Here is an 8,401-nt window from a genome sequence, read left to right as displayed (position 1 = left end):
GCACTGACATTCATCGACACACTGTTGAGTTCTCAAAGAACACGCACACACCACCACCACCCACACGAAGCAGGAGGATCCGGGGCAACCGTTCCAGCCTAGCCAGCCGCACGGAGCCGAGTCAAGACTCGAACTCTTCGGTGACCAGGATGTCAGATGATCTGCGGAGCCGGTGATCGAGGCCTTGCGGTCTCGGTCCGTGTCCGTGTCGCTCTGACTCGACAAAAGTTACGCGACGGATAACAGTGCGTCAAATCCGCAGGTCGGCCACACGACGGGCTCGCGACCATGCAGGTCAGCGCGCCGCTCCGGCGCCTCGCGGGCCTTCGAGTGCTCGAACCCCGACTGTGACCCCGCGCACGCGTGGCTCACACCGAGCGCCGTACGCCGGCCATGTTCTTCTTACCCCGACGCAGCACCAGCCACTCACCGTGCAGGAAGTCGTCCGCGGAGGGAGTCCAGTCCTCGGCAGCGATCTTCTGGTTGTTGACCGACACTCCCCCCTCCTTCACCACACGACGGGCGGCGCCCTTCGACTCGCACAGCGACGTGTCGACGAGAAGGTCGACGATCGTGCGCTCCTCCCCTGCCGGCAGCTCGGCGACGTCGGTCTCCGACAGCGCGGCCGACAGTGTCCCCGCGTCCAGGTCGCGAAGCTCTCCCCGGCCGAACAGGGCGGAGCTGGCAAGTTCGACGGCCGCGGTGTTGTCCGCGCCGTGCACCAGCGTCGTCATCTCCGCCGCCAGTCGCTTCTGCGCCGCGCGGGCCTGGGGTCGTTCTGCCGTCGCCGCCTCGAGTTCCGCCAGCTCGTCACGATCGAGGAACGTGAACCAGCGCAGGTACTTCACGACGTCGGCGTCGGCCGTGTTCACGAAGTACTGGTACCAGGCGTACGGCGACGTCATCTCGGGGTCGAGCCACAGGCTTCCGCCACCGGTGGACTTACCGAACTTCGTGCCGTCCGCCGCAGTGACCAGAGGAACGGTCAGCCCGTGCACGGCGTCGCCGTCCATACGTCGGGTGAGATCGATACCCGCGACGATGTTGCCCCACTGATCCGATCCGCCGACCTGCAAGGTGCATCCGTGCTGCCGATGCAGGTGCAGGTAGTCCTGCGCTTGCAACAACATGTAGCTGAACTCGGTGTAGGACATCCCGTCCGATTCGAGGCGCTTCTTCACCGTGTCCCGCGCCAACATCACGTTGACGGAGAAGTGCTTGCCGATGTCGCGGAGGAAGTCGATGGCAGACAGCGACGCGGTCCAGTCGAGGTTGTTCGCGATGACCGCACCGCCGGCACCCTCGAAGTCGACGAAGCGAGAGAGCTGACCCTTGATGCGATCGGCCCACTCGGCCACCGTGTCGCTCGAGTTCATGACGCGTTCGCCGACGTCACGCGGATCACCGATGAGTCCGGTGGCTCCGCCGGCCAGCACGATCGGACGATGACCCGCACGCTGGAAACGTGACAGGACCAGCAGCGGAACGAGGTGCCCTGCGTGCAAGCTCGGTCCCGTCGGATCGAATCCCGCGTAGAGGGTGATCGGGCCGTCCGCGGTGGTCGCCGCTGTCAGTGCCTCGATGTCTGTCGACTGGGCTATCAGTCCACGCCAGGTCAGGTCCTCGATGATGCTCACACCGCTGATTCTTTCGCATGCACGCACGTCACCCGACGGCGCCCTCAGGCCTCAGTACCGGGCTCCCCGGCGGGGTCTGTCGGAGCTCGCGGGTTCCGTCGATAGGCAGACACGGCCACCGAGGGAATCCAGAAACGCCACGGACGGTCGGGAGCGGTGGACACGCCGACACGAGGACCTGACTGTACCGGTGATGCCGTCTCGTCCGACAGCGTCACCGACACTTCCGCGCTCTCGGCGAAGACACGAACACCGTTGTGGGCCAACGACAGTGCGAGAACACTCCCAACGTTGCCAGGTCCGCGCGCCATACCGAACTCCGGTGCGCGGGGCCTCCGCGTCCTGGCGACCGCGAGACCGTCGACGACCTCACCCGCGCGGATCAGGACGGCGCCGGCCGTTCCGTCAGGACCACAGACGATGTTCGCGCACAGATGCATCCCGTAGCTGAGATAGACGTACAGGCGACCGGGCGGCCCGAACATGACCGAGTTGCGCGGTGTGGGGCCTCGGAACGAGTGCGCCGCGGGGTCGGGCCAGGGTCCGCCGGGATCTCCGCCGTACGCCTCCACCTCGACGATGCGCAGCGTGACGCCGGCGCAGGTCAGACTGGCGCCGAGCAGACGCGTCGCCGCGTCGACGGGAGTCGCGGACCCGAGAAGTCGTTCGGACGGCAGTACGGGGCCGGTCATGTCGGCGATCGACGAGTCGCAGTCGCTCCCGTCACTCCGCGATCGGAGCGGGCGCGGTCGCCCGGGCCAGAATGTCCTCGTGCTCGGCGTCGGTGGCGTCACGCGCATCGTCGATGAGCAGCACCGGAATGCCGTTCTCGATGGGGTAGACACGGCGCAGCCGGGGGTTGTAGAGCAGCTCGTCCTGGATCAGCAGAAGCGGACCCTTGTCCTGCGGGCAGGCGAGAATGCTGTGCAAGCGAGCATCGACGCTCAAGAGGACTCCTCGTTCCGTCGTCGCGTCGGTCTTCCGACGCGGTCTCACCCTACTGATGCGCGGTGAAGCGCTCCGCCGCCACTGCCTTCGTCATGCGCTTGTACTCACCGGACGTCGACGCCAGATACCAGGTCTTGACCCCCGGACCGGGCAGTCCGGCAGCGCGCAGCGTGTCGTCGAGTGGTCGGAACGCGCGGCTCAGCGGGATGTCCGCGACCACGTGCACGACGTCGGGTCGCTCGGCCGGATCCAACACCAGCAGCGCGTCCGACACCATCGATGCCGTGAGGTTCTGACCCGCCCGCACGGTCACCGCGCACACCGACCACTGGTCACCGTGCTCCCCGATGCCGTACGCCACGGCCAGGTCCACCGGCTCCGCCTCGCCGATCGCGTCGGCTATCGGCTGCGGGTAGACGGGTCCGCGTGCGGTGGTGATCACCGAGCGCTTGTGCCCGAGCAACCAGTAGTCACCGCCCTCGTCCCGGCGGAACAGCAGGTTGGTCGGAGTCCACACGTCGCCGGCACTGAAGACACCACGCATGAACGCGCCGCTGGAGTCGTCCAGTCCGGGGCGGCCGAGCAACAGGCCGGGTTCGCCGGTCTCACAGTGTCGGACGAATCCCTGCTCGTCCACGAGGTACCGACCCGAGACGGCGTCGTATGCCGCGAGTTCCACCCGTGCACTGCCCGGCAGCGGGCGACCCTTTGCCCCGATCTTCGTTCCCGCCACGTTCGCGAGGACGACGTCGCCCTCGGTGGACGCGTAGAACTCGAGTACCCGCGCAGGTGCCAGTCGTTCGAGCGTGTGCCGCCACAGGTTGGTGGGCATGCCCGATCCGATGAGGAGCCGTACGGCGTGCTGTCCTCGGTGCGGAAGGGACTCCGACGTCAGGATGTCCCGCATCATGGTCCACGTGTAGGACACGACCGTGACGCCGTAGCGCTGCACCTCGTCCGCGAAGCGCTCGGGCTCGACACCGCGCGACAGCGCGATGCGGGACCCGCCCGCCAACGCGCCGCCCACCGCCACGAGCAGTCCGGCCGAATGGTGCAGCGGCGCCAGGCAGTACACGGTGTCGCCGCGGGACAGACCTGCGGAGCTGGCCGTACCGAAGGCCGACAGAGCCCAGCGGTAGTTGGTGATGAACTTGGCATCCAGGGTGTCGTCGTTCCCGCTGAACAGCACGAAGGCGAGTTCCCGTGCGCGCCCGGGGTTGGGGACGTACCACCCCGGCAACTCCACCGTCGACGGGTCGACCTGCTCGAGATCCACGACCAGGTCGGAGTCCTCGATGTCGAGCGAGCGGGACTCGCCGCCGCCCAGGACCAGCACGTCCAGTCCGTGGTCGACGGATCCGGCCAGATTGTCGGGGTCGACGATCAGCAGTTCGACGCGCCCGAGTCGCAGCGACGCCGAGAGATCGCTGGTGGGCTGCAGCATGACGGCCACCGCACCGATGCGGGACAGTGCGGCGACGGCGGCGAGTGCGCTCGGACGTGTCTCCATCAGCACTCCGACGTGCATCGCGGGGCGTACACCGTTGACGATCAGGCCGCGCACCACGTTGTCGATGCGCTGGTCCACGGCGGCGTAGGAGTACACACGGTCGTCGAACACGAAGCACTCACCGGCACTCGCGCGCCGAGCCTGCTCACCGAGCAGACGACCGAGGGAGACCTGCGAATGAGGTTGCAGCTGGCCGAGTCTGGCGAGACGGGGCAGTGTGCGAGCGGCCTCGGACGAGATCTCACGAGACCCCTTCACGGCCCCGGCCGCCGCCGAGGCGATGCCGCGACCGAGACCCAGGCCGACCTCGGCGATGGTGGCCGCGGTGTGGACGAGACGATTTCCCACCGACACGCCGCTCTCCGAGGCCGGGTGCTCGTCGTACCCCATGGCGTGCACCTCGACCGGCCGCGGCCCCAGGCCCTCGCGCCACCGGATCCACCCCGCCGTGCTCGGCCACGTCTGCGTGGCCGCGGTGCTCCCCACCACCAGTCCGAAGTGCCCGGCGCGGAGCCCTGCTTCGTACACCTTGGCCCGCGGAGCCGCCTTGCGGATGCCGCGCACCGCGAGCGGTTGGCCGATGTCGTCGACCTCCCCCACGAACGCGAGGATCGGCATGGTCAGTTCCGCGAGCGAGACGACCTTGCCGCGGATGGAGAACCCACCCGTCATCATGCGGTTGTGCACGACGAACTGCGTCAACAGTTCCGCGACCGCCGGGCCCGACCAGGCGACCCACCCGTCCATCGCGAGGAACCGGCGCTGGGACTCGCGGGGCAGGAGCGCGTCCCGGTCGTGGAGCTGGAGCAGGAAGTCGATGCGCGACTTGACGGTCTTGGCCGGGTCGAGCAACTGGAACCCGGTGCGGGCCATCCAGTCGGTCACCGCGAGACGTGTGAACACGTGCTCGGCGAGGAACTCGGCACCCTTGGTGGCCACGTTCGCCGGGATCCCGAGAGGGAGCGCCGCGAGGGTGTCCACCGGACTGCCGAACGTGATGATGCTGGCGATGTCGCGACTCGAGCGGTACGCGGCGGCCTGGTAACAGAACATGCCGCCCTGCGAGTACCCACCGAGGTGGACCTCGCGACCCGTCCGCTCGGCGACGATGTCGATGATCTCGCTGATCGCGACGATGTGGTCCGCCAGCGTCCGGTTCCACCCGCCCTCCTCGGTGGCCGGCGAACCGAAATCGACCACCCAGGGGTCCATCCCCGCCTCGTGCAGGATACCGACGCCGCCCTGGTCGCGGGTGACGTCGTAGACGTCGGCCGACATCATCATCGGCGGTACGAGCACGACGGGCGGACCCGTCTGCTCGGACTCCGGGAAGTACCGACGCAGCCGGTACATACGATCGCGCGCGACCACCGAGAAGGGAGACGGAACGGCATCCGTCTCGAGTCCCCCGAGACGGATGACCTCGAGCCCGTTCTGCGCCGTGGCGACCACACGCCGCAACGACGTCGCGACCGACCCGGTGTCGATTCCCAGCAACTGCACTCCTCGAAGGCGGCATCGATTCGGTCGGTGTGGTCCACGACTCGTCGACCGATGAGGACACAGCGTCTCACACCACTCCGACCGCTCGGATCGGGTCGTCCCGTCAGGCCGTGATCCACGTCCTGAGCTCGCCCGCGGTGCGTTGGACCACAATGATCTGCTCCGCCACCCGCGCGGGCGCGGTACCGCCGCGGCTGTCCCGCGAGCCGATGGATCCGTCGACGGTGAGCACCGAGCGGACCTCCGGTGTGAGCGCCGGGTCGATCGTCGCGAACTCCTCGTCGGTCAGTTCGTCCAGACCCACACCGCGCGACTCCGCACGTCGCACGCAGTCGCCTGCCACCTCGTGGGCGTGCCGGAACGGCACACCGTTGCGGACGAGCCACTCGGCGATGTCCGTCGCCAGCGTGAATCCCGCCGGCGCCAGCTCGCGCAACCGGTCGGTGTGGAAGGTGAGGGTGGACACCAACCCGGTCAGGGCGGGCAGAAGCATCTCGAGCTGAAGCACCGAGTCGAAGACGGGCTCCTTGTCCTCCTGCAGATCACGGTTGTACGCGAGGGGCTGAGCCTTGAGCGTCGCGAGCAGACCGGTGAGATTGCCGATCAGTCGCCCGGTCTTGCCGCGCGTGAGCTCCGCGACGTCCGGGTTCTTCTTCTGCGGCATGATCGAACTGCCCGTCGACCATGCGTCGGCGAGTGTCACGTAGCCGTACTCCGGGGTGCTCCACGACACGATCTCCTCGGCGAGACGCGACAGGTCCACGGCAGTCATGGCCAGGACGAACGCCGCCTCGGCGGCGAAGTCGCGCGAACTCGTCGCGTCGATCGAGTTCTCCGCGGAACCGTCGAACCCGAGCTCCGCGGCGATCTTCTCCGGGTCGAGTCCGAGCGACGAGCCCGCCAGGGCGCCCGAACCGTAGGGCGACACCGCGGCGCGGCCGTCGAAGTCCCGGAAGCGCTGCACGTCCCGCAGCAGCGGATGGGTGTGTGCGAGCAGATGATGCGCGAGCAGGACCGGCTGCGCGGCCTGCGAGTGCGTCTTGCCCGGCATCGCCGCGTCGGGATGTGCCTGCGCCTGCGCGGTGAGGGCCTCGACCACGTCCAGCACGCCCGCCGACACCCGCCGCACCGCGTCCCGCAGCCACATCCGGAACAGGGTCGCGACCTGGTCGTTGCGCGACCTGCCGGCACGCAACCTGCCGCCGAGCTCGGGACCGACCCGGTCGATCAGCCCGCGCTCGAGTGCGCCGTGCACGTCCTCGTCGGACTCTGCGGGACCGAACGCACCCGAGTCGACGTCGGCGGCGAGCTGATCGAGGCCGGTGAGCATCGCCTCGAGATCGCCCGCCGTCAGCAGGCCGGCCGAGTTGAGCACACGTGCGTGAGCCTTGGAGGCACGGACGTCGTACGGGGCGAGCACCCAGTCGAAGTGGGTCGACTTGCTCAGCGCCGCCATGGCTTCCGCGGGACCCGACGCGAAGCGCCCACCCCACAGAGCGCCCGCGTTGGTGCCGTGAGCGGGTGACGTCACAGGTCCGACTGTCCCTGCGCCGCCACCGCGCCACGGTCACGGCTGGCGGCGATCTTGGACGACAGGCCGTGCAGCTGCACGAAGCCCTTGGCCGACGACTGATCGAAGGTGTCGCCCGCGTCGTAGGTCGCGAGGTTGAAGTCGTACAGCGACTCCCCGCTGCGACGACCGTTCACGACGACGGTGCCGGCGTGCAGCACCAGGCGGATCTCGCCGGACACGTGCTCCTGGGTGTGCTGGACGAAGGTGTCGAGTGCACCCTTGAGCGGCGAGAACCACAGGCCGTCGTAGACCTGCTCGGCCCACTTCTGGTCCGTGTGCCGCTTGTAGCGGCCGAGCTCGCGTTCGAGGGTGACGTGCTCGAGCTCCTCGTGGGCACGGATCAGGACCATGGCGCCGGGAGCCTCGTAGACCTCGCGGCTCTTGATGCCGACGAGCCGGTCCTCGACCACGTCGAGGCGGCCGACACCCTGCTTGCCCGCACGGGTGTTCAGTTCCTGGATCGCCTGCAGCACCGACACCGGGCGGCCGTCGATGGCGATCGGGCGTCCCTTGTCGAACGTGATGACCAGCTCGTCCGGCGCGTTGAAGTTGGCCGTCGGATCCTCGGTGTAGTCGTAGACGTCCTTGGTCGGGGCGTTCCACAGATCCTCGAGGAACCCGGTCTCCACGGCGCGACCCCACACGTTCTGGTCGATCGAGAACGGCGACTTCTTGGTGACGTTGATGGGGATGCTGTTCTCCTCGGCGAAGGCGATGGCCTTCTCGCGGGTCCAGGCGTAGTCGCGCACGGGGGCCAGCACCTCGAGCTCGGGCGCGAGCGTGTTGAAACCGACCTCGAAGCGCACCTGGTCGTTGCCCTTGCCGGTGCAGCCGTGAGCGACGACGGTGCCGCCGTGCGAGCGCGCGTTCTCGACGAGGTGCTTGACGATGAGGGGACGGCTGATGGCCGACACCAGCGGGTAGCGGTCCATGTAGAGGGCGTTCGACTGGATGGTCGGCAGGCAGTACTCGTCCGCGAACTCGTCCCGAGCGTCGACGACGACGGCTTCGACGGCGCCGCAGTCGAGTGCGCGCTGCCGGATGACCTCCATGTCCTCGCCACCCTGGCCGAGGTCGATCGCCACGGCGACCACCTCCTTGCCGGTCTCGCGGCCGATCCAGCTGATGGCGACAGAGGTGTCGAGACCGCCGGAGTAGGCGAGGATGACGCGTTCGGCCATGGGGTGTGTGCTCCTTCGTGTGATTCGGACGTTCTGGGATTCGGACTGG

General features: G+C 68.2%; 6 protein-coding genes. All 6 read right to left on the bottom strand.

Going from position 1 to position 8,401, the window contains the following annotated elements; genetic code table 11:
* Nucleotides 1–368: 368 nt before the first annotated feature.
* Nucleotides 369–1,637, bottom strand: coding sequence for a tyrosine--tRNA ligase (gene tyrS, locus ASG69_RS15020; RefSeq protein WP_037186630.1), 1,269 nt, complete (start codon nt 1,635–1,637; stop codon nt 369–371).
* Between the two features lie 44 nt (nt 1,638–1,681).
* On the bottom strand, nt 1,682–2,329 hold the full coding sequence (locus ASG69_RS15015) for a DNA-3-methyladenine glycosylase (RefSeq protein WP_056447992.1): 648 nt from the start codon (nt 2,327–2,329) through the stop codon (nt 1,682–1,684).
* Between the two features lie 31 nt (nt 2,330–2,360).
* The gene (locus ASG69_RS15010; RefSeq protein ID WP_027506733.1) at nt 2,361–2,585 is read right to left on the bottom strand and encodes a Trm112 family protein; all 225 of its coding nucleotides are present in this window, start codon (nt 2,583–2,585) and stop codon (nt 2,361–2,363) included.
* Between the two features lie 49 nt (nt 2,586–2,634).
* Nucleotides 2,635–5,592: an AMP-binding protein gene (locus ASG69_RS15005; protein ID WP_056448110.1), complete on the bottom strand. Its 2,958-nt coding sequence runs from the start codon at nt 5,590–5,592 to the stop codon at nt 2,635–2,637.
* A 109-nt stretch (nt 5,593–5,701) separates the two neighbouring features.
* Nucleotides 5,702–7,129: an argininosuccinate lyase gene (gene argH / locus ASG69_RS15000; protein WP_027506735.1), complete on the bottom strand. Its 1,428-nt coding sequence runs from the start codon at nt 7,127–7,129 to the stop codon at nt 5,702–5,704.
* Nucleotides 7,126–8,352 (bottom strand): argininosuccinate synthase, encoded by a 1,227-nt coding sequence (locus ASG69_RS14995; protein ID WP_056447988.1) that lies wholly within the window; start codon nt 8,350–8,352, stop codon nt 7,126–7,128. Before ASG69_RS14995 ends, argH begins: the two co-directional genes overlap by 4 nt.
* Nucleotides 8,353–8,401 lie beyond the last annotated feature (49 nt).

It is taken from the genome of Rhodococcus sp. Leaf225 (assembly GCF_001426145.1).
Classification (GTDB): Bacteria; Actinomycetota; Actinomycetes; order Mycobacteriales; family Mycobacteriaceae; genus Rhodococcoides.
The sequence above is the reverse complement of the archived record's forward strand: the minus strand, read 5'-3'. Positions and strand labels throughout refer to the sequence as shown.

Bases quoted from the DNA above. Each gene is read 5' to 3' on its own strand.
- ASG69_RS15015 (WP_056447992.1), bottom strand. From the start codon at position 2,329: ATGACCGGCCCCGTACTGCCGTCCGAACGACTTCTCGGGTCCGCGACT.
- ASG69_RS14995 (WP_056447988.1), bottom strand. From the start codon at position 8,352: ATGGCCGAACGCGTCATCCTCGCCTACTCCGGCGGTCTCGACACCTCT.